14 protein-coding genes are annotated in these 19,403 nt (G+C 70.2%); 7 read left to right on the forward strand and 7 right to left on the reverse strand.

Annotated elements, in window-relative coordinates:
- Nucleotides 1-291: 291 nt before the first annotated feature.
- Together hpf and ACIOC0_RS34255 are read left to right on the forward strand one after the other, a co-directional pair.
- Nucleotides 292-984 carry a ribosome hibernation-promoting factor, HPF/YfiA family gene (gene hpf, locus ACIOC0_RS34250; RefSeq protein ID WP_402159732.1) on the forward strand — a complete coding sequence of 231 codons (693 nt, stop codon included), beginning with the start codon at nt 292-294 and terminating at the stop codon, nt 982-984.
- Nucleotides 985-1,190: 206 nt separating this feature from the next.
- Nucleotides 1,191-1,937, forward strand: coding sequence for a response regulator (locus ACIOC0_RS34255; protein ID WP_402160257.1), 747 nt, complete (start codon nt 1,191-1,193; stop codon nt 1,935-1,937).
- 15 nt (nt 1,938-1,952) lie between these two features.
- Here ACIOC0_RS34255 and ACIOC0_RS34260 read toward each other — a convergent pair whose 3' ends face one another.
- Both ACIOC0_RS34260 and ACIOC0_RS34265 read right to left on the reverse strand, forming a co-directional pair.
- Complete coding sequence (locus ACIOC0_RS34260; RefSeq protein ID WP_402159735.1) at nt 1,953-3,125, reverse strand: winged helix-turn-helix domain-containing protein; 1,173 nt, start codon at nt 3,123-3,125, stop codon at nt 1,953-1,955.
- A 79-nt stretch (nt 3,126-3,204) separates the two neighbouring features.
- Nucleotides 3,205-3,801 carry a GNAT family N-acetyltransferase gene (locus ACIOC0_RS34265; protein ID WP_402159738.1) on the reverse strand — a complete coding sequence of 199 codons (597 nt, stop codon included), beginning with the start codon at nt 3,799-3,801 and terminating at the stop codon, nt 3,205-3,207.
- Between the two features lie 480 nt (nt 3,802-4,281).
- Here ACIOC0_RS34265 and secA point away from each other — a divergent pair, with 480 nt between their 5' ends.
- Complete coding sequence (gene secA, locus ACIOC0_RS34270; RefSeq protein WP_402159741.1) at nt 4,282-7,125, forward strand: preprotein translocase subunit SecA; 2,844 nt, start codon at nt 4,282-4,284, stop codon at nt 7,123-7,125.
- An 89-nt stretch (nt 7,126-7,214) separates the two neighbouring features.
- Here secA and ACIOC0_RS34275 read toward each other — a convergent pair whose 3' ends face one another.
- Nucleotides 7,215-8,000: an Rv3235 family protein gene (locus ACIOC0_RS34275; protein ID WP_402159743.1), complete on the reverse strand. Its 786-nt coding sequence runs from the start codon at nt 7,998-8,000 to the stop codon at nt 7,215-7,217.
- A 332-nt stretch (nt 8,001-8,332) separates the two neighbouring features.
- On the opposite strand from ACIOC0_RS34275, the gene ACIOC0_RS34280 reads away from it, so the two are divergent.
- Nucleotides 8,333-8,863 (forward strand): DUF6912 family protein, encoded by a 531-nt coding sequence (locus ACIOC0_RS34280; protein WP_402159746.1) that lies wholly within the window; start codon nt 8,333-8,335, stop codon nt 8,861-8,863.
- Nucleotides 8,864-8,935: 72 nt separating this feature from the next.
- On the forward strand, nt 8,936-9,598 hold the full coding sequence (locus ACIOC0_RS34285) for an HAD family hydrolase (protein WP_352252160.1): 663 nt from the start codon (nt 8,936-8,938) through the stop codon (nt 9,596-9,598).
- Between the two features lie 119 nt (nt 9,599-9,717).
- Here the strand turns inward: ACIOC0_RS34285 and ACIOC0_RS34290 are convergent, their stop codons facing one another.
- The 3 genes from ACIOC0_RS34290 to ACIOC0_RS34300 are packed head-to-tail and all read right to left on the reverse strand — an operon-like array spanning nt 9,718 to nt 12,182.
- Nucleotides 9,718-10,530 carry an ABC transporter permease gene (locus ACIOC0_RS34290; protein ID WP_402159749.1) on the reverse strand — a complete coding sequence of 271 codons (813 nt, stop codon included), beginning with the start codon at nt 10,528-10,530 and terminating at the stop codon, nt 9,718-9,720.
- Nucleotides 10,527-11,483 carry an ATP-binding cassette domain-containing protein gene (locus ACIOC0_RS34295; RefSeq protein ID WP_402159751.1) on the reverse strand — a complete coding sequence of 319 codons (957 nt, stop codon included), beginning with the start codon at nt 11,481-11,483 and terminating at the stop codon, nt 10,527-10,529. Before ACIOC0_RS34295 ends, ACIOC0_RS34290 begins: the two co-directional genes overlap by 4 nt.
- Before the next feature lie 27 nt (nt 11,484-11,510).
- A complete protein-coding gene (locus ACIOC0_RS34300) occupies nt 11,511-12,182 on the reverse strand; it encodes a DUF4097 family beta strand repeat-containing protein (protein WP_402159754.1) in 672 nt (223 codons plus the stop codon).
- A gap of 236 nt (nt 12,183-12,418) precedes the next feature.
- Between ACIOC0_RS34300 and ACIOC0_RS34305 the strand changes: the two genes are divergently transcribed.
- The gene (locus ACIOC0_RS34305; protein ID WP_402159756.1) at nt 12,419-13,225 is read left to right on the forward strand and encodes a helix-turn-helix domain-containing protein; all 807 of its coding nucleotides are present in this window, start codon (nt 12,419-12,421) and stop codon (nt 13,223-13,225) included.
- 7 nt (nt 13,226-13,232) lie between these two features.
- Here ACIOC0_RS34305 and ACIOC0_RS34310 read toward each other — a convergent pair whose 3' ends face one another.
- On the reverse strand, nt 13,233-13,799 hold the full coding sequence (locus ACIOC0_RS34310) for a DJ-1/PfpI family protein (RefSeq protein WP_352252150.1): 567 nt from the start codon (nt 13,797-13,799) through the stop codon (nt 13,233-13,235).
- Between the two features lie 583 nt (nt 13,800-14,382).
- Between ACIOC0_RS34310 and ACIOC0_RS34315 the strand changes: the two genes are divergently transcribed.
- Nucleotides 14,383-19,338, forward strand: coding sequence for an NAD-glutamate dehydrogenase (locus ACIOC0_RS34315; RefSeq protein ID WP_402159759.1), 4,956 nt, complete (start codon nt 14,383-14,385; stop codon nt 19,336-19,338).
- The last annotated feature ends 65 nt before the right edge of the window (nt 19,339-19,403 follow it).

Consider the following 19,403-nt stretch of genomic DNA (forward strand, 5'->3'; position numbering starts at 1 on the left):
TAATGAGAGAGCGAATTCACCTGAACGGAGGTACGCGGTAGTAGAGGGTGACGCCATCCGTCCGGGCGAGATATGTTCGGTTGTGAGGGAAAGCCGCAGGCCACACCTCTCGAATCCGAATCCTGTGCTGCGGTTTTCGCTATGGGCCGTGGCGCCTGGGGTGGAGTTCTCGCCGATGGGGGAGGAGGAGGTGGGAGTCACCGAGTCCGAGGTTCCGGTGCTCACCGGAGCTTGGTGCAAAAGGGAGATGCTCCGCCGTTGATGCGGAGCGATCCGGGAACGGAGTTCTGCGTGGACATCGTCGTCAAGGGCCGCAAGACCGAGGTGCCCGAGCGGTTCCGCAAGCACGTGGCCGAGAAGCTGAAGCTGGAGAAGATCCAGAAGCTCGACGGCAAGGTGATCAGCCTCGACGTCGAGGTGTCCAAGGAGCCCAACCCGCGACAGGCCGACCGGTGTGAGCGAGTGGAGATCACGCTCCGCTCCCGTGGTCCGGTGATCCGGGCGGAGGCGTCGGCCAGCGACCCCTACGCGGCACTCGATCTGGCGGCGGAGAAGCTGGACGCCCAGCTCCGTAAGCAGCACGACAAGCGTTACACGCGGCGCGGCGCACGCCGGATCACGGCGGCGGAGGTCGCCGATCACGTTCCGGGCGTCGCGACTCTGAACGGCAACGGGCAGCCCGTCTCCACCGAGGAGTCGGAAGGTGTGCCCACGAAGAGGATCGGCTCGCTCGAGGTGCAGGGCGAAGGGCCCCTCGTGGTCCGCGAGAAGACGCATGTGGCCGCTCCGATGACGCTCGACCAGGCCCTCTACGAGATGGAGCTGGTCGGTCACGACTTCTACCTTTTCGTCGACTCCGAGACGAAGGAACCCAGCGTCGTTTATCGGCGGCACGCCTACGACTACGGCGTCATCCACCTCAGCACGGACACGATGGTCACGCAGGGCCATTCGCCCGAGGCGGGCGGCGCGCTGGGCGGCTGACCCTGCGCGGTGACGGTTGAAAGGTGCCCCCGTGGAGCGCGTGTGCGCCCCCGGGGGCACCCGTGTGCGACCCCCTGGAGCGCCGCTACGTCACCGTGTTGTCGTCCGGGCATGGAATCATGGCGGGCAACGGCTCAACCGTTGGGCCGGTGCCTTGCGTTGGCGATGGCAAAGGACCACTGCCACAGCCTTCTGGGGGAGGAACGATGGCGGACAGCTTCGGACCGATGCGTGACGGGGGTGCCGGCGAGGGCGTCGTCGGTGAGGGCCCGGACGCGGGCACTGAGCGCGGTGAGCCGATCAGAGTCCTTGTCGTGGACGATCACGCCTTGTTCCGCCGGGGTCTGGAGATCGTGCTGGCGGCCGAGGAGGACATCCAGGTCGTGGGTGAGGCGGGCGACGGCGCGGAGGCCGTGGACAAGGCCGCCGATCTGCTGCCGGACATCGTGCTGATGGATGTGCGGATGCCTAAGCGCGGAGGGATCGAGGCGTGCACCTCCATCAAGGAGGTGGCCCCGAGCGCGAAGATCATCATGTTGACGATCAGCGATGAGGAGGCCGACCTCTATGACGCGATCAAGGCGGGTGCGACGGGATATCTCCTGAAGGAGATCTCCACGGACGAGGTCGCCACCGCCATTCGCGCGGTGGCCGACGGTCAGTCGCAGATCAGTCCCTCGATGGCGTCGAAACTGCTCACCGAGTTCAAATCGATGATCCAGCGGACCGATGAGCGTCGGCTGGTTCCCGCGCCGCGGCTGACCGACCGTGAGCTGGAAGTGCTCAAGCTCGTCGCCACGGGGATGAACAACCGGGACATCGCCAAGGAGTTGTTCATCTCCGAGAACACCGTGAAGAACCATGTGCGCAACATCCTGGAGAAGCTGCAGTTGCACTCCAGGATGGAGGCAGTGGTGTATGCGATGCGGGAGAAGATCCTCGAGATCCGCTAGGCACGCGCGCGGTGGTCAGGCGAGGGCCTGGGCGAGTTCTCTGGTGAGGGGATCGCGCAGGTCGGGTGCGTCGACGCGTTCCACGCGTACGTCCGTGCAGCCGACCCAGCTCGCGGCTTCGACCAGGGCCTGTGCCACGCCGTGGACCGCTTTGGGGCCGTCCAGGCTGACCTGCCGGGCGACGAGTGTGCGTCCTTCGCGGGCGGGGTCCACGCGGCCGACGAGACGGCCGCCGGACAGGACGGGCATCGCGAAGTAGCCGTGGACGCGCTTGGGCTTGGGGACGTAGGCCTCCAGGCGGTGGGTGAAGCCGAAGAGGCGTTCGGTGCGGGCCCGTTCCCAGATGAGGGAGTCGAAGGGCGACAGCAGCGTGGTGCGGTGGCGGCCGCGCGGGACGGTCTCCAGGGCCGCCGGGTCGGCCCAGGCGGGCTTGGACCAGCCCGCGACGGTGACGGGGACCAGGCCCGAGTCGGCGATGACCTGGTCGACCTGCTCACCCTTGAGGCGGTGGTAGTCGGCGATGTCCGCGCGTGTGCCGACGCCGAGGGACTGTCCGGCGAGGCGGACCAGGCGGCGCAGGCATTCGGTGTCGTCCAGCTCGTCGTGCAGGAGGCTTGCGGGGACGGCGCGTTCGGCGAGGTCGTAGACGCGCTTCCAGCCGCGGCGTTCGACGCAGACGACCTCGCCGTACATCAGGGCGCGTTCCACGGCGACTTTGGTGCCGGACCAGTCCCACCACTCGCTGGTCTTCTTCGCGCCGCCCAACTCGGTCGCGGTGAGGGGGCCTTCGGTGCGCAGTTGTTTGATGACCTGGTCGTAGGTGCCGTCGGGGAGGTGGTGGTGCCACTGGGGGCGGGCGCGGTAGGCGCGGCGGCGGAAGGCGAAGTGGGGCCATTCCTCGATGGGGAGGATGCAGGCGGCGTGGGACCAGTACTCGAAGGCGTGGGTGTCCTTCCAGTAGGCGTTCTCGACGGTGGTGCGGCCGACGGCGCCCAGGCGGGCGTAGGGGATGAGTTCGTGGGAGCGGGCGAGGACGGAGATGGTGTCGAGCTGGACGGCGCCGAGGTGGCGCAGGACGCCGCGGACGCCGGCCCGGCGGTCGGGCGTGCCGAGGAAGCCCTGGGCTTTCAGGGCGATGCGGCGGGCTTCGTCCGCGGTGAGTTCTGCGGTGGGCGGCGGGGTCGTCATGGTGGGCACGATAGGGGCTGGGTCTGACAGTGCGGGCTGAGCTGCGAAGACGCGGGCCGGCGGGCGGCGGGTCGCGCTCTCAGACCGCTCCGGTCGGGGCGGGCCGGTCGGTCGGTGCCGGCAGGTAGGGGGTGGTGGAGGGCAGGCCGAGGTCGGAGGGGAGGAGGGAGGCCACCCAGCAGTCGCGGCGTACTCCCTTGTTGTCGGTGGCGGAGCGCAGGGTCCCTTCGAGGGTGAAGCCGGCCTTTTCGGCGACGGCGCGGGAGGCGGTGTTGCCGACTTCGGCGCGCCATTCGACGCGGTCCACGGCCAGGTCGGTGAAGGCCCAGCGGGAGGCGGCGCGGGCGGCCTCGGTGGTGTAGCCGCGGCCTCGGTGTTCCTTGGCGGCCCAGAAGCCGATCTCGGCGGTGCCAGGGGAGCGCATGGTGAGGCTGAGCATGCCGGTGAGGGCGTCGTCGGGGAGGAAGACGCCGAAGGTGAACATGGAGCGGTCGGCCCAGCCGTCGGGGGAGAGCTGTTCGGTGAAGCTGCGGGCGTGTTCGGGGAGGTAGGGGGAGGGGATGGTGGTCCAGCGCTGGATGTCGGGGTCCTGGGCGCAGGCGTGGACGGCGTCGGTGTCCTGGGGGCCGGGGGCGCGCAGGACGAGGCGGTCCGTGGTGAGGGTGACGGGCTCCATCGGGCGATTCTGTGCGGGTGGGCGGGGTGGACGCCAGGTCATTTGCGGGCGAGCTAAGGCGTGGGGTGCGGGCCGGGTGACGGCGTGGGTGCCGGGTGGGGTGCGGGCCGGGTGACGGCGTGGGTGCCGGGTGGGGTGCGGGCCGGGTGACGGCGTGGGCGCCGGGTGGGGTGCGGCCGGGTACGGCGGTGGTGCCGCCCGGTGATCTGCCGGCCGAGTGCACCCTGTGTGCGGGTGATCACGGTTCGCGTAATTCGTTCGCGGGTTGCGGCACCATCCGTGAGGCCCGGCCGTTGTCCAGTGTGAAGAGCAATGGCTGTGCGGTGTGGAGAAGAATGTGGGGCATGTGCGCCGCGCTGTGCGGTCCGCGCCACGGCAGGCCTCCCGGCGCGGCGGGGTCCTCGCATACGATGGCCGTTGCTCAGTCAGTCATCAGGAAACCGACCGTCCCAGGCCCGACCGGCAAGGAGACCAACCCCCGTGTCCGTCCTCTCGAAGATCATGCGTGCAGGCGAAGGCAAGATCCTGCGCAAGCTGCACCGCATCGCGGACCAGGTCAACTCCATCGAAGAGGACTTCGTCGACCTCTCCGACGCCGAGCTGCGGGCCCTCACCGATGAGTACAAGCAGCGGTACGCCGACGGCGAGAGCCTCGACGACCTGCTGCCGGAGGCGTTCGCCACGGTGCGTGAGGCCGCCAAGCGCGTGCTCGGCCAGCGGCACTACGACGTGCAGCTGATGGGTGGCGCGGCGCTGCACATGGGCTATGTGGCCGAGATGAAGACCGGTGAGGGCAAGACCCTGGTGGGCACGCTGCCCGCTTATCTGAACGCGTTGTCCGGCAAGGGCGTCCACCTGATCACGGTCAACGACTACCTGGCCGAGCGCGACTCGGAGTTGATGGGCCGTGTCCACAAGTTCCTGGGGCTGGAAGTCGGCTGCATCCTGGCCAACATGACGCCGTCGCAGCGGCGCGAGCAGTACGCGTGCGACATCACGTACGGCACGAACAACGAGTTCGGGTTCGACTATCTGCGTGACAACATGGCGTGGTCGCAGGACGAGCTCGTGCAGCGGGGCCACAACTTCGCCATCGTCGACGAGGTGGACTCGATCCTCGTCGACGAGGCGCGTACGCCGCTGATCATCTCGGGTCCGGCGGACCAGGCCACCAAGTGGTACGGAGACTTCGCCAAGCTGGTGACGCGTCTGAAGCGGGGCGAGCCCGGCAACCCGCTGAAGGGCATCGAGGAGACCGGCGACTACGAGGTCGACGAGAAGAAGCGCACGGTCGCCATTCACGAGTCCGGTGTCAGCAAGGTCGAGGACTGGCTGGGCATCGACAATCTCTACGAGTCGGTGAACACCCCTCTGGTGGGCTACCTGAACAACGCCATCAAGGCGAAGGAGCTCTTCAAGAAGGACAAGGACTACGTCGTCATGGACGGCGAGGTCATGATCGTCGACGAGCACACCGGTCGTATCCTCGCCGGCCGCCGCTACAACGAGGGCATGCACCAGGCGATCGAGGCGAAGGAAGGGGTGGACATCAAGGACGAGAACCAGACGCTCGCCACGATCACCCTTCAGAACTTCTTCCGTCTCTACAAGCGGCACGACCATGAGGGCAAGGAACAGCCCGGTCTGTCCGGCATGACCGGTACGGCGATGACCGAGGCCGCCGAGTTCCACCAGATCTACAAGCTCGGCGTGGTGCCGATCCCGACGAACAAGCCGATGATCCGCATGGACCAGTCGGACCTGATCTACCGCACCGAGGTCGCGAAGTTCGAGGCGGTCGTCGACGACATCGCCGAGAAGCACGAGAAGGGCCAGCCGATCCTGGTCGGCACGACGTCGGTCGAGAAGTCGGAGTACCTGTCGCAGCAGCTGTCCAAGCGGGGCATCCAGCACGAGGTGCTGAACGCCAAGCACCACGAGCGTGAGGCGCAGATCGTCGCCCAGGCCGGCCGCAAGGGCGCCGTGACGGTGGCCACGAACATGGCCGGTCGTGGTACGGACATCAAGCTGGGCGGCAACCCGGAGGACCTCGCGGAGGCGGAGCTGCGGCAGCGCGGTCTCGACCCGGAGGAGCACATCGAGGAGTGGGCGCACGCCCTGCCCGCGGCTCTGGAGAGGGCCGAGCAGGCGGTGAAGGCCGAGAAGGAAGAGGTCGAGGAGCTCGGCGGCCTGTATGTGCTGGGCACCGAGCGGCACGAGTCGCGTCGTATCGACAACCAGCTGCGCGGTCGTTCCGGCCGTCAGGGCGACCCGGGCGAGTCGCGGTTCTACCTGTCCCTCGGTGACGATCTGATGCGGCTGTTCAAGGCGCAGATGGTCGAGCGCGTGATGTCGATGGCGAACGTGCCGGACGACGTGCCGATCGAGAACAAGATGGTGACGCGTGCGATCGCGTCGGCGCAGTCGCAGGTGGAGCAGCAGAACTTCGAGACGCGTAAGAACGTCCTGAAGTACGACGAGGTCCTCAACCGGCAGCGTGAGGTCATCTACGGCGAGCGGCGTCGGGTGCTGGAGGGCGAGGACCTGCACGAGCAGATCCAGCACTTCATGAACGACACGATCGACGCGTATGTGACGGCGGAGACCGCCGAGGGCTTCGCCGAGGACTGGGACCTGGACCGTCTGTGGGGCGCGTTCAAGCAGCTGTACCCGGTGAAGGTGACCGTGGAGGAGCTGGAGGAGGCGGCCGGTGACCGGGCGGGTCTGACGGCCGAGTTCATCTCCGAGTCCATCAAGGATGACATCTTCGAGCAGTACCAGGCGCGTGAGGCGCAGCTCGGTTCCGAGATCATGCGTGAGCTGGAGCGCCGGGTCGTGCTGTCGGTCCTGGACCGCAAGTGGCGTGAGCACCTGTACGAGATGGACTACCTCCAGGAGGGCATCGGTCTGCGCGCGATGGCGCAGAAGGACCCGCTGGTGGAGTACCAGCGTGAGGGCTTCGACATGTTCACCGCGATGATGGACGGCATCAAGGAGGAGTCCGTCGGCTATCTGTTCAACCTGGAGGTCCAGGTGGAGCAGCAGGTCGAGGAGGTTCCGGTGGAGGACGCGGCGCCGGTCGAGATGGAGAAGCAGGACGTGGTGCCGGCGCAGGCGAACGGGCGCCCGGAGATCCGCGCCAAGGGGCTGGACGCCCCGCAGCGGCGGAACCTGCACTTCTCCGCACCGACCGTGGACGGCGAGGGCGGCACCATCGAGGGTGACTTCGACAGTGACGGCGAGCCGGTGCGGTCCGAGGCCGACGGGCTGACGCGCGCGGAGCGGCGCAAGCAGGCGAAGGCCGGGCGGCGCCGCAAGAAGTAACCGTCGCGTGGTTCGCGTGGTGTGAGGGCCGGGTCACCCAGGTGAGGGTGGCCCGGCCCTTCGCCGTGCCGGGCGGGGAAGCGGCGCGGTCAGTCGTCCGCGGGGCGGGGTCGGCGGGGGCCGTCGATCTCTACGGCCGTGCAGCGCCAGCGGTGGTCGGCGCCGAGCTCCAGGCGGAAGGCCATCGCGCGCAGCCGGTCGCCGGCGCCGATGCGGGCGAAGGCCTCGATGGCGCCGGGGCGGGCGACGTAGTAGCCGATGTCGCGGACGACGGGGCTGACGCCGTGGGGGGTGCGCAGGGGGCCGTGTTCGGCGAGGTGGGCCAGGTCGTCGTAGGCGCGGCCGACGGTGTGGCGGAGCATGCAGTGCACGGGGCGACGCCCGCTGAGGACGGCGAGCAGCCGGTCGGCGAAGAGATCGGTGGGGCGGGGCTGCGGCGGGACGAACGGCCTGCGCGGCGTCTGCTCGGGAACGGTGGCGGGCCGGGCGGGAACGGTGGCGGAGTCGGGCCGGCCCGGTTTGGTGGTGGGGCCGGCCGGGTGGGGCACGGTCGTGGAGCCGGTCCGGCCGCCGGTAGCCGTCGTCGCGACCGACCCCGGTGCCGTGCTGTCGAGGCCCGGGTGGGGTGTGGTGCGTGCGGTGGCCGGGGCGGGGCGTCCGGGGCCCGGGGCTGTCGCGGGGCGGTTGTCGGCGGGGCCGGCGCCGCCCCGGCGGGAGGTGCCCGGGGAGCCTGGAGGGCGGCCGTCGCCGGGTGTGGTGCGGGGTGCGCCGCCGCTCGGTGTGCGGGGCGGTGCGCCTGCGGGGCGGCGGGTGTCGCGGCGGCCCGGAGGGCGACCGCCGGGGGTGCGCGGTTTCCTGGTCATGACCTTGTGCATGGGTGTCCCCGTTCGTACGTGCCCGACCGTGCGTACCGGGCAGTAACTTTCCGTGGTCGTTCTTGTACGGGCTGCGACCGGCCATGGCAAGGAACCCCGACGGCGCGGCGCGGGCAGGCGCGATTCACTTGTCCGGGTGACGGGGGAAGGGGAAACCCCTGGCAGGCGCGGTGCCGCGGGTGAATTCCGAGGCGCGAGGTGGACGTTTCGACCCTCGCGGGCGGGGACTCGAAAGAGTACTGCCGCACGTATCCTGAAGGCCCTCGGGAGGCGGCAGCCGCCCCTCGCCGGGGTGCCGACCGGAGTCCTCGATCAGGAAAGAGCGGCCTGCCATGCGCGTGTACGTCCCCCTGACCCTCCCCTCCCTCGCCGAGGCGCACAAGGCGGGGGAGCTGGGGTCCGGGCCGCTCCTCGCGTACGCCGTCACGCCCGCGTTGCGTGAGTGGTACGTCTCCGACGACCTGGAGGAGCTGGAGTACGCGGCCCTCGGCCGGGCCGCGTTGGCCTCGCTGAGGCTGCTCGCGGCGGAGCCGGCCGCCCCGCGTCGGCGGGTCGTCGTCGCCGTCGACGTGCCCGACGGTGCCGTGGGCCCCGGCTCCGGCGCCGGCCCCGATGACGAGGGCGGCGACGAGGCGGCGCTCGGCCGGGTGCGGGTCACGGTCGCGGTACCGCTGGCCAAGGCGGCCTCGGTGCACGTCGACGCCGGGGACGCGGAGGCCGACGTGGCGGCCGGCGCGCAGGCGCTGGCGGCGGCGGACGGCGGGGACGATGACGCGCAGGCGCTGGTGGACGGCGTCGAGGACCACGAGCTGCTGTGGTTCGCCACACAGGAGATCCCCAACCTGGTCGGTTCCGGGGCCTGAGGACCCGGGAGGCCGCGAGGCCGCCGAGCTCGGTTCACTTGATTGTCGGTGGCGGCGGGTACGTTTGCCGGTATGGGGAAGTCAGCGGCGCACATCGTCTGGGACTGGAACGGCACGCTGTTCCACGACAACGACGCGATCATCGGGGCGACGAACGCGGCGTTCGTCGAGTTGGGCCTGGAGCCGATCACACTGGAGCGGTACCGGGCGCTGTACTGCGTGCCGGTGCCCAAGTTCTATGAGCGGCTGTTGGGCCGCCTGCCCACGGACGCCGAGTGGGAGGTCATGGACGAGGTCTTCCACCGCTACTACGCCGAGCACCGGGTGCGCTGCGGGCTCACCGAAGGGGCGGCGGAGCTGCTCGCCGAGTGGCGGCGGGCGGGGCGCAGCCAGTCGCTGCTGAGCATGTACGTGCACGACGAACTGGTGCCGCTCGTCAGGGGTTTCGGGATCGAGCCGCACTTCGTGCGGGTGGACGGGCGGACCGGGCCGTCCGGGGGCAGCAAGGCGGAGCACATGGTGCGTCACCTCCAGGCGCTGGCCGCAGTGGAGCCGGAGCGCACGGTGGTGATCGGGGACGCCGCGGACGACGCGGTGGCCGCGCTGCACGTGGGGGCGCAGGCAGTGCTGTACACGGGTGGCTCGCACGGCCGGGCCAGTCTCGAGGTGGTGGGTGTGCCGGTGGTGGACTCGCTGGCGGAGGCGGTCGAGGTGGCTCAGGAGCTGGCCGCGTAAGGGGTGAGGGCCGGGCGGGGCCCGGAACGCGAGCCGGGCGGCGCATTCCGACGTGGTGTCGGGATACGCCGCCCTCGGGCGGTGCGTGGTGCGGGAGGCGGCCCGCGCTGTCATGGCGGTTACTTGGGGTCGCGGTTGAACTTCGCGGCCGACCAGAAGTAGCCGAGCACGGCGAGTCCCACGCACCAGGCGACGGCCAGCCATCCGTTGTGGCCGATCTCCGTGCCGAGGAGCAGTCCGCGCAGGGTCTCGATGGCGGGGGTGAAGGGCTGGTACTCGGCGATCGGCTGGAACCAGCCCGGCATCGCGTCGACGGGGACGAACGCGCTGGAGATGAGGGGCAAGAAGATCAGCGGCATCGCGTTGTTGCTGGCGGCCTCGGCGTTCGGGCTGACCAGGCCCATTCCCACGGCGATCCAGGTGAGCGCCAGGGAGAACAGCACGAGCAGTCCGAAGGCCGCCAGCCACTCCAGGGCGCTGGCGTCGGTGGAGCGGAAGCCGATGGCCACGCCGACGGCGCCCACCAGGATCACGCTGGCCACCGACTGGATCACGCTGCCGACGACGTGGCCGACGAGCACCGAGCCGCGGTGGATCGCCATGGTGCGGAAGCGGGCGATGATGCCCTCGTTCATGTCGTTGGCGACGGAGACGGCGGTGCCGATCGTGGTGCTGCCGATGGTCATCAGCAGCAGGCCCGGCACCAGGTAGGCGATGTAGGCGGAGCGGTCCCCGCCGCCGATGCCCGCGCTCATGGTGTCGCCGAAGATGTAGACGAAGAGCAGCAGCAGCATGATCGGCGTGAGCAGCAGGTTCAGGGTGAGGGAGGGGTAGCGACGGGCGTGCAGGAGGTTGCGGCGCAGCATGGTGGCCGAGTCGCGGACGGCGAGGGACAGCCGGGTCGGGCGGGCGGGAGCCAGGGGGGTGCTCATCGGGCGTTCTCCTTGGACTGGTGGGGGACGTCGGCCGGGCCGGTGAGGGCGAAGAACACGTCGTCGAGGTCGGGGGTGTGCACGGTCAGCTCGTCCGCCTCGATGCCGGCCGAGTCCAGGCGGTCGAGGACGGCGCGCAGGTCGCGCTGGGTGCCGTCGCTGGGGATCTGCAGTGCCAGCGCTTCGTCGTCGCGGGTGGCGGCGTCGAGCGCGAGGGCGGCGCCGCGGTAGGCGGCGGGGTCGGAGAAGCGGAGCCGGACATGGCCGCCGGGGACGATCCGCTTGAGCTCCTCGGCGGTGCCCTCGGCGGCGATCGTGCCGTCGTGGAGCACGGCGATGCGGTCGGCGAGCTGGTCGGCCTCCTCCAGGTACTGGGTGGTGAGGAAGACGGTGACACCGCCCGTGACGAGCTCGCGGATGATCTGCCACATGGTGTGCCGGGAGCGGGGGTCGAGGCCGGTGGTGGGTTCGTCGAGGAAGATGACGCGGGGGCCGCCGACCAGGGTCATGGCGATGTCGAGGCGGCGTTTCATGCCGCCGGAGTAGGTGGAGGCGGGCTTCTTCGCGGCCTCCACCAGGTCGAAGCGCTCCAGCAGTTCGGCGGTCACCCGTCGGCCCTCGCTCCTGGACAGGTGGTGCAGGTCCGCCATCAGGAGCATGTTCTCCTCGCCGGTGATCAGCCCGTCGACGGCGGAGAACTGCCCGGTGACGCCGATCTCGGCGCGCACGGACTGCGGGTCGGCGGCGAGGTCGTGGCCGGCGATCCGGGCCTGGCCGCCGTCGGCGGTGACGAGGGTGGAGAGGATCTTCACGGCGGTGGTCTTGCCGGCGCCGTTCGGGCCGAGCAGGGAGAAGATCGTCCCTTCGGGGACGGCCAGGTCGACGCCGTCGAGCACGGTCTTGTCGCCGTAGGACTTGCGCAGCCCGGTCGCCGCGATGGCCAGGTTCGTCATGGTGGGTGTCTCCTCGGAGGCCGCGGGTCAGAGGCTGCGGGCGACGATGTCGCCGAAGCCGGTGGTGGCGTGGATGGTCAGGCCGGCGCCGGCGCCGTCGGTGTTCTTCAGCGCGTTGTCGATCCGGCCGTGGCCGGTGCCGGCGTTCAGGGAGGCGGAGACCCCGCGGGCCGCGCCGACCGACACCTGGCCGTACTCGGTGCGCAGCACGACCGTGCCGCTGACGGCCTCGGCGATCCGCAGGTCGCCCTTCTGGGTGCTGATCTCGGCGGAGCCGCCCAGGCGGCCGACGGCGATGTCGCCGGCGAGGACGGCGAGGCGGGCGCCGGCGACCTCGTCGAGCTTGACCGTGCCCTGCGCGCTGTCGAAGGCGACGTCGCCGAGCCTTCCGACGCCCCGGAGTTCGGCGTCGGCCGCCTTCGCCTCGACCCGGGAGCCGGCCGGCAGCTGGACGGTCACCTCGACCGCTCCGGAGTGGCCGAGGACGCGGTTCTTCGCCGGTGCGGCCTCGATCCGCAGGACGCCGTCGCCGTACTCGACCGTCGTCTCCTCCGCCGCCTTGACGTCGCGGCTCTTCGAGGCGTCCGCGGGCAGGACCTCGACGGTGGTGTCGTCGCGGTCGGCGGCGATGAAGCGGATGCGGCCGGCGGGCACGTCGAGGACGGTGGCGATCGCGGCGGGGGTGTTGAACGTCTGCATGGTGTTCTCCATCGACTCGTTGTGTTCGCGTTCGTTTCTGACGATGGAAAAGCTACGTTGCGTTCATGAATCGCTCAACATTTATGTTGCAATCAATCAGCATCACTGCAGGTCATAGGCTTTAAATCATTGCAATGGAGTGGAATTTAACGCAACGTCGGGGCGCTCGTCCGTTGCAATGAATGAGAGTGAACGCTAAGCTGGCGGCATTCGACGGGAGACATGAGGAGAACGCGATGCCGGGAGGCAGGCTCAGCCAGCAGGAACGCCAGCAGATCGCACTGGGGCTGGCCGACGGCCTCGCCTACGCGGAGATCGCCAGGCGCCTGGACCGCCCGACCTCGACCGTCACACGTGAGGTGATGCGCAACGGCGGTCCCACCGCCTATCGCGCAGACCTGGCCCACCGCGCCACCGAGCGCCGTACGCACCGGCGCCGGCAGGCCGCGCCCCGGAGGGTGGAGGCGTCCCCGCAGCCCTACGGGCGGGACGCCGAGGCGGTGCGCGAGTTCGAGGAGACGTTCACCACCGTCATGATGGCCTCCGGGATGACCGCGATGCCGGCGCGCGTCATGGCCTCCCTCTCCCTCAGCGACGAGGGCAGCCTCACAGCCTCCGAACTGGTCAGGCGTCTCCAGGTCAGCCCGGCGTCCGTCTCCAAGGCGATCGCCTTCCTGGAGAGTCAGAGTCTCGTCCGCCGGGAGCGCGACGAGCGGCGCCGCGAGCGGTACATCGTCGACGACGACGTCTGGTACCAGTCGATGATGGCCAGCGCCCGGGCCATCGCCCATGTCGTCGAGGTCGCGCGGCAGGGCGTGGGCGTCCTCGGTCCCGGCACCCCGGCCGCCGCCCGGCTGGAGAACGTCGCCCGGTTCCTCGACTTCGTCGCCGAGAGCACCGCCCGCGCGGCGGAGCAGGCCCGGGCGGTGCTCCACACGAAAACCGCGACCCCCTCGACCGCCGAAGCCGGAGCAGAAGCCGAGGCCGGAGCCGAAGTTGAAGCAGAAGGCGACGCCGCCGCGCCGGATCCTGGCCGCGCGTGACCCGACGTCAGGTCGCCGGCGCCTTCACGCGCAGGACGGCGAGGAACTCGCGCATCCACGCGGGGTGGTCCGGCCAGGCGCGGGAGGAGACCAGCGTGCCGTCGACGACCGCCTCGGTGTCCTGGAAGGTCGCGCCCGCGGTCTGCATGTCCAGCTCCAGCGCCGGGTACGCCGTGACGCGGCGGCCGGTGAGGCCGTCGACCGCGGCGGTGAGGAGCGGGCCGTGGCAGATCTGGGCGACCGGCTTGTCCGCGTCGAAGAACGACTTGAGGATCTTGCGGAGTTCGGGATCGTTGCGCAGGTACTCCGGGGCGCGGCCGCCGGGCACGACGACGGCGGCGTACTCGCCGGGATCGACCTCGGAGAAGGCCAGGTCGGCGGGCCAGGTGTAGCCGGGCTTCTCGGTGTAGGTGTCGAAGCCGGGTTCGAAGTCGTGGACGACGAAGCGGAGCCGTTTGCGGGCGGGGGCGGCGATGTGGACCTCGTAGCCCTCCTCGCGCAGACGCTGGTAGGGGTACAGCACTTCCAGGCTCTCCGCTGCGTCGCCGGTGACGATGAGGATCTTGACGGTCATGTCGGGCGGCTCCTCTCGGACGGACGCTCCTCATGGGCACCGTGCCTCTCGGGGGCGGCCTTGCCAAGAGGCGGCGTGTTCTCAGGGTCCCTCCCGGGCGGGCGCGGGGCGACCTCTGCCGCGGCACGCCCCTCACACACCCCACCCACCCCCGCCCCTGTGCAGAACGTCAAACTTCGACCCCTGGTTTTGTACACATACGGCTCATGACGACCCCCCGGTCGGGGGCGATAGCCTTGTGGCGTGATCAGCGCGATAGTTCGCGGGGGCGTCGTGGCCCCTGCCCTGCGCCCGGTGACCTCGGAGGAACTCCGGGGCCGGGCGGCGGTCGCTGGTCTTCGCGGGCGGGACGGGGTCAAGAGGGCCCCCAGGACGCCGTGCAGATCCCCGGAGCCGACGGTGCAGAGAGCAGCGTCACACCCGCAGGGAGCACCGAGTATGGCCGATATCCCCCCGCTCATCTCGCCCTGCGGCATAGCGTCGAAGCAGACCGGACACCCCGCGTCGTGGCGTCACGCCGCACGGAAAGAGACCGTACTTCCTTCTACGTCACGCAACGGCGCGCGACAGGAGCCAGAGGACAATGCAGACCAAGCTGGACGAAGCCAAGGCCGAGCTGCTCGAGAGGGCGGCCCGGGTCGCTGAGAACAGCCCGGTCGGGGCGCACCTACCGACCGGGACGACGGGCGAGGGCACTGAGGGAACCCCGGGCGCCCCTGACCACGAATCCGTGCTCTCGTTCCTCCAGCGCTACTACCTGCACACCGCCCCCGAGGACCTCACCTACCGCGACCCGGTCGACGTCTTCGGCGCCGCGTTCTCCCACTACCGGCTCGCGGAGAACCGGCCGCAGGGCACGGCGAACGTGCGCGTCCACACCCCCACCGTCGAGGAGAACGGCTGGACCTGCAGCCACTCCGTCGTCGAGGTCGTCACCGACGACATGCCCTTCCTCGTCGACTCGGTCACCAACGAGCTGACCCGCCAGGGCCGCGGCATCCACCTCGTCATCCACCCCCAGGTCGTGGTCCGGCGGGACGTCACCGGCAAGCTCATCGAGGTGCTCGCCGTCGCGCCCTCGTCCCGCGACCTGCCGCACGACGCGCACGTCGAGTCGTGGATCCACGTCGAGACGGACCGCGAGACCGACCGCGCCGACCTCAAGCAGATCACCGCCGACCTGCTGCGCGTCCTGTCCGACGCCCGCGAGGCCGTCGAGGACTGGGGGAAGATGCGTGAGGCCGCGCTGCGCATCGCCGGCGGGCTCGACGACGAGCCCGTCCCCGGCGACCTGCCCGGGCCCGAGGTGGAGGAGGCCCGCGAGCTGCTGCGCTGGCTCGCCGACGACCACTTCACCTTCCTCGGCTACCGGGAGTACCAGCTGCGGGAGGACGACTCCCTGGCGGCGGTGCCCGGCACCGGCCTGGGCATCCTGCGGGCCGACCCGCACCACGCCGACGGCGACGCCCACCCCGTCAGCCCGTCCTTCGAGCGGCTCCCGGCCGACGCCCGCGCCAAGGCGCGCGAGCACAAGCTGCTGGTGCTGACCAAGGCCAACAGCCGGTCCACCGTGCACCGGCCGTCGTACCTGGACTACGTCGGCGTGAAGAAGTTCGACGCCGACGGCAACGTGGTCGGCGAGCGGCGGTTCCTCGGACTGTTCTCCTCCGCCGCCTACACCGAGTCCGTGCTGCGGGTCCCGGTGATCCGGCGCAAGGTGGACGCCGTCCTGGAGGGCGCCGGCTTCTCGCCCGACAGCCACGACGGACGCGACCTGCTCCAGATCCTGGAGACGTACCCGCGCGACGAGCTGTTCCAGACCCCGGTCGACGAGCTGCGCTCCATCGTGACGTCCGTGCTGTACCTGCAGGAGCGCCGGCGGCTGCGGCTGTACCTGCGACAGGACGAGTACGGGCGCTACTACTCGGCCCTGGTCTACCTGCCCCGCGACCGCTACACCACCGGCGTGCGGCTGCGGATCATCGACATCCTCAAGGAGGAACTGGGCGGCATCAGCGTCGACTTCACCGCCTGGAACACCGAGTCGATCCTGTCCCGGCTGCACTTCGTCGTCCGCGTTCCGCCGGGCACCGAACTGCCGCAGCTGTCCGACTCCGACAAGGAGCGCATCGAGGCCCGCCTGGTGGAGGCGGCCCGGTCGTGGGCCGACGCGTTCTCCGAGGCGCTCACCGCCGAACTCGGCGAGGAGCGGGCGGCGGAGCTGCTGCGCCGCTACAACAACGCCTTCCCCGAGGGCTACAAGGCCGACCACACCCCGCGCTCCGCGGTGTCCGACCTCGTCCACATCGAACGGCTCACCGAGGAGCGCAACTTCTCGCTCAGCCTGTACGAGCCGGTCGGTGCGGCCCCCGACGAGCGCCGCTTCAAGATCTACCGCAAGGGCGACGCGATCTCCCTGTCGGCGGTGCTGCCGGTGCTGAACCGGCTCGGCGTCGAGGTCGTCGACGAGCGGCCCTATGAGCTGCGCTGCACGGACCGCAGCGTCGCCTGGATCTACGACTTCGGCCTGCGCATCCCGACCTCGCTGCGCGGCGGCGCCGGCGACCACCTCGGCGACGACGCACGCGAGCGGTTCCAGGAGGCGTTCTCGGCGACCTGGACCGGTCAGGCGGAGAACGACGGCTTCAACGCGCTGGTGCTGGGCGCGGGCCTGACATGGCGGCAGGCGATGGTGCTGCGCGCGTACGCAAAGTACCTGCGGCAGGCCGGTTCCACGTTCAGCCAGGACTACATGGAGGACACCCTCCGCACGAACGTCCACACCACGCGCCTGCTGGTGTCGCTGTTCGAGGCGCGGATGTCGCCGGACCGGCAGCGCGCCGGGATGGAGATCGTCGACGCGCTCCTCGAGGAGCTGGACGCGGCTCTGGACCAGGTGGCGTCCCTCGACGAGGACCGCATCCTGCGGTCCTTCCTCACCGTCATCAAGGCGACGCTGCGCACCAACTTCTTCCAGAAGTCGGCGAGCGGCGCCCCGCACGACTACGTGTCGATGAAGTTCGACCCGCAGGCCATCCCCGACCTGCCCGCGCCGCGCCCCGCGTTCGAGATCTGGGTGTACTCGCCTCGGGTGGAGGGCGTGCACCTGAGGTTCGGCAAGGTCGCGCGCGGCGGTCTGCGCTGGTCCGACCGGCGTGAGGACTTCCGCACGGAGATCCTCGGCCTGGTCAAGGCGCAGATGGTGAAGAACACGGTCATCGTGCCGGTGGGCGCCAAGGGCGGCTTCGTCGCCAAGCAGCTGCCCGACCCGGCCGCGGACCGTGACGCGTGGCTGGCCGAGGGCGTCGCCAGCTACCGCACGTTCATCTCGGCGCTGCTCGACATCACCGACAACATGGTCGCCGGCGAGGTCGTGCCCCCGGCGGACGTCGTCCGGCACGACGAGGACGACACCTATCTGGTGGTCGCCGCCGACAAGGGCACGGCGACGTTCTCCGACATCGCCAACGACGTCGCCGGCAGCTACGACTTCTGGCTGGGCGACGCCTTCGCCTCCGGCGGCTCCGCCGGCTACGACCACAAGGCGATGGGCATCACCGCGCGCGGCGCCTGGGAGTCGGTGAAGCGGCACTTCCGCGAGCTGGGCGTGAACACGCAGGTCGAGGACTTCACGGTCGTCGGCATCGGCGACATGTCCGGTGACGTGTTCGGCAACGGCATGCTGCTGAGCGAGCACATCCGCCTGGTCGCCGCCTTCGACCACCGGCACATCTTCATCGACCCGAACCCGGACGCGGCCACCTCCTACGCCGAGCGGCGCCGCCTGTTCGAGCTGCCCCGCTCCAGCTGGGCCGACTACGACACCTCCCTCATCTCCGCCGGCGGCGGCGTCTTCCCCCGCACGGCGAAGGCGATCCCGGTGGGCAGCCACATCCGCGAGGCCCTCGGCATCGAGGCCGGCGTCACCAAGATGACCCCGGCCGACCTGATGAAGGCGATCCTCAGCGCGCCGGTGGACCTGCTGTGGAACGGCGGCATCGGCACGTACGTGAAGGCCTCCACGGAGTCCAACGCGGACGTCGGCGACAAGGCCAACGACCCGATCCGCGTCGACGGGCAGGACCTGCGCGTCAAGGTCGTCGGCGAGGGCGGCAACCTGGGCCTGACCCAGCTGGGCCGGATCGAGTTCGCCCGCATCGGCGGCAAGATCAACACGGACGCCATCGACAACAGCGCGGGCGTGGACACCTCCGACCACGAGGTGAACATCAAGATCCTGCTGAACGGCCTGGTCGCCGAGGGGGACATGACGGTCAAGCAGCGCAACAAGCTGCTCGCCGAGATGACCGACGAGGTCGGCGCGCTCGTCCTGCGCAACAACTACGCGCAGAACACGGCGATCGCCAACGCCCTCGCCCAGTCCAAGGACATGCTCCACGCCCAGCAGCGCTTCCTGCGCCACCTGGTGCGCGAGGGCCACCTGGACCGCGCGCTGGAGTTCCTGCCCACCGACCGGCAGATCCGCGAGCGGCTCGGCGCGGGGCAGGGCCTCAGCAGCCCGGAGACGGCCGTGCTGATGGCCTACACCAAGATCACGGTGTCGGACGAGCTGCTGCACACCTCGCTGCCCGACGACCCCTACCTGCACTCCCTGCTGTACGCGTACTTCCCGACGGCGCTGCGCGAGGAGTTCGCCGAGCAGATCGAGCACCACCCGCTGCGCCGTGAGATCACCACGACGGTGCTGGTCAACGACACCGTCAACACCGGCGGCACGACCTATCTGCACCGGCTGCGGGAGGAGACCGGGGCGTCGCTCGAGGAGATCGTGCGGGCGCAGACCGCGGCGCGGGCGATCTTCCGTTCGGCACCGGTGTGGGACGCGGTCGAGGCGCTCGACAACCAGGTCGAGGCGGAGGTGCAGACCCGGATCCGGCTGCACTCGCGCCGGCTGGTGGAGCGCGGTACGCGCTGGCTGCTGAACAACCGGCCGCAGCCGCTGCAGCTCGCCGAGACGGTCGAGTTCTTCGCCGAGCGCGTCGAGCAGGTGTGGGCGCAGCTGACGAAGCTGCTGCGCGGCGCGGACCTCGAGTGGTGGCAGATGATCTACGACGAGCTGACCGGGGCCGGTGTTCCCGACGAGCTCGCCACCCGGGTCGCCGGGTTCTCCTCGGCGTTCCCGGCGCTGGACATCGTGTCGGTGGCCGACCGGATGGGCAAGGACCCGCTGGACGTCGCCGAGGTGTACTACGACCTCGCCGACCGGCTGCGGATCACGCAGCTGATGGACCGGATCATCGAGCTGCCGCGCGCCGACCGCTGGCAGTCCATGGCCCGCGCCTCCATCCGTGAGGACCTGTACGCGGCCCACGCGGCGCTGACCGCGGACGTCCTGGCCGTCGGCAACGGCACCTCGACGCCCGAGCAGCGCTTCACGGCGTGGGAGCAGCGCAACCAGGCGATCCTGAGCCGGGCGCGCACCACGCTGGAGGAGATCCAGGGGTCGGACTCCTTCGACCTGGCGAACCTGTCGGTGGCGATGCGGACGATGCGCACGCTGCTGCGCACGCACTCGTAGCGGGCAGGCGAGGACGTCTGACGACAGGGCGCCCCGGGCCGTGACGGCTCGGGGCGCCTGTCGTC

The organism is Streptomyces sp. NPDC088254, assembly GCF_044740925.1.
In the GTDB taxonomy this organism is placed as follows: domain Bacteria; phylum Actinomycetota; class Actinomycetes; order Streptomycetales; family Streptomycetaceae; genus Streptomyces.

What these genes read in the sequence shown, in the direction of transcription:
- ACIOC0_RS34255 (WP_402160257.1), top strand. Translation starts at nt 1,191, where the DNA reads ATGGCGGACAGCTTCGGACCGATGCGTGACGGGGGTGCCGGCGAGGGC.
- ACIOC0_RS34260 (WP_402159735.1), bottom strand. Translation starts at nt 3,125, where the DNA reads ATGACGACCCCGCCGCCCACCGCAGAACTCACCGCGGACGAAGCCCGC.
- ACIOC0_RS34265 (WP_402159738.1), bottom strand. Translation starts at nt 3,801, where the DNA reads ATGGAGCCCGTCACCCTCACCACGGACCGCCTCGTCCTGCGCGCCCCC.
- ACIOC0_RS34275 (WP_402159743.1), bottom strand. Translation starts at nt 8,000, where the DNA reads ATGCACAAGGTCATGACCAGGAAACCGCGCACCCCCGGCGGTCGCCCT.
- ACIOC0_RS34280 (WP_402159746.1), top strand. Translation starts at nt 8,333, where the DNA reads ATGCGCGTGTACGTCCCCCTGACCCTCCCCTCCCTCGCCGAGGCGCAC.
- ACIOC0_RS34285 (WP_352252160.1), top strand. Translation starts at nt 8,936, where the DNA reads ATGGGGAAGTCAGCGGCGCACATCGTCTGGGACTGGAACGGCACGCTG.
- ACIOC0_RS34290 (WP_402159749.1), bottom strand. Translation starts at nt 10,530, where the DNA reads ATGAGCACCCCCCTGGCTCCCGCCCGCCCGACCCGGCTGTCCCTCGCC.
- ACIOC0_RS34295 (WP_402159751.1), bottom strand. Translation starts at nt 11,483, where the DNA reads ATGACGAACCTGGCCATCGCGGCGACCGGGCTGCGCAAGTCCTACGGC.
- ACIOC0_RS34300 (WP_402159754.1), bottom strand. Translation starts at nt 12,182, where the DNA reads ATGCAGACGTTCAACACCCCCGCCGCGATCGCCACCGTCCTCGACGTG.
- ACIOC0_RS34305 (WP_402159756.1), top strand. Translation starts at nt 12,419, where the DNA reads ATGCCGGGAGGCAGGCTCAGCCAGCAGGAACGCCAGCAGATCGCACTG.
- ACIOC0_RS34310 (WP_352252150.1), bottom strand. Translation starts at nt 13,799, where the DNA reads ATGACCGTCAAGATCCTCATCGTCACCGGCGACGCAGCGGAGAGCCTG.
- ACIOC0_RS34315 (WP_402159759.1), top strand. Translation starts at nt 14,383, where the DNA reads ATGCAGACCAAGCTGGACGAAGCCAAGGCCGAGCTGCTCGAGAGGGCG.